The organism is Roseovarius sp. YIN77, assembly GCF_057219155.1.
This window is the reverse complement of the sequence record NZ_JBXVVI010000053.1, coordinates 1-1,353: the sequence shown is the minus strand read 5'-3', so window position 1 is coordinate 1,353 and position 1,353 is coordinate 1. Positions and strand designations below refer to the sequence as shown.

General features: G+C 49.7%; 2 pseudogenes. One reads left to right on the top strand and one right to left on the bottom strand.

Annotated elements, in window-relative coordinates:
* Nucleotides 1-422 precede the first annotated feature (422 nt).
* Nucleotides 423-614, top strand: a pseudogene (locus AC2D8P_RS16550) (IS3 family transposase); the annotation flags it as partial.
* Between the two features lie 42 nt (nucleotides 615-656).
* Here the strand turns inward: AC2D8P_RS16550 and AC2D8P_RS16545 are convergent.
* Nucleotides 657-1,121, bottom strand: a pseudogene (locus tag AC2D8P_RS16545) (IS6 family transposase); the annotation flags it as partial.
* Nucleotides 1,122-1,353 lie beyond the last annotated feature (232 nt).

Genomic DNA, 1,353 nt, shown 5'->3' with positions numbered 1-1,353 from the left:
CGCCTGTTTCGAAGGTTGAAGGGCTATCGCCGCATCTTCTCAAGGTTTAAAAACTGGATGTCATGTACCAAGCTTTCCTCAACTTCGCTCTCATCGTGGACATGATTAAGTGTTAACAGGCCCTAGATTCAAATATAGATTAAATAGCTACAGGCACAGAAAATATACCACAATGAGATTTTCTATCTTCAACGCTACCGAAAAAAAGCGAGTGAGAGAACGTGAAAGATCATCTTCAAATACATCAACGGCTTCTACAATCTGCGCCAACACTCAGCCCAGGGATGGAAAAGACTCTTGGCCTTGTAATGAAAGGCCACTTAATTGAGCAATCGGAGCGGCATAAAACCGTGACAAGCCCAGTTATGAGTTCAGAAGGTCCGCGCAGCGGATAAAATTTTCTGGGGGATCATTTGAATGCGCTGAACGCGCTTGCCGAGACCATTCACCGGCTGGGGTCGTGGAAATCAGCCGATGCCGTCGAATGGGAAACCCTGAAATGGGTCGATTGGTTCAACAACCGCCGTCTGCTGCAACCCATCGGAAACATCCCGCCAGCAGAGGCCGAGGAGAAGTTCTATGAACAGTGCAATGAGTTCGACAAAGTTGCGTGAAACGGAGCAATCAGCCTCCGGGAAAATCGGGACGGTTCAATCCGATTTACCAATGACTTTCAGTGCAGCACCGTATGATCGCAATCGATCGGTCACGATTTCATCCGGTTGACCATGTTTACGCATTACTCTTCATAAGAATTTTAGGGCAACTTTCTTGTCACGCTTCTTAGTGACAAAGCTTTCAAGCACTTCCTCTTCGTGATCCATAGCTCGCCATCGATAGTGTCGCTCTCCATTTATCTGCACGAACATTTCATCCAGATGCCGCCGCCACTTGCTGGAGCACATGCCCGCTATGTGCCGCTTTTTGATCTCTGACGCAAACTTCGGACCGAAGCGATGCCACCAGAAACGAACCGCTTCGTGGCTCACATCTATACCTCGTTCGTGAAGCAAATCTTCAACGTTTCGAAGTGAAAGTGGAAGCCTGACATATAGCATTACCGCCAGGGTAATGGTTTCCGGGCTCGTCTTAAAATACTTAAATGTGGATGTTTTCGTCATGGCTGGACGCTAGTTCAATGCCCTACCCGCTTCAACTCAAGTTTTTTTGACAGTACCCTAGGGCCAGATGTGACTGCCCCTGACACCCAGCTCAGAACCGCCAGCTGTAACTCGCGGTGGCGCTCAGCTCTTCGTTGCTGTCATAGCCCAGTTCAAACCCGCCATTGGCGAAGTCCATGCCCAGGAAGACGCGGCCATAGCCGTCCTCGCCGGGGGTGGAGCCTGACAGGCT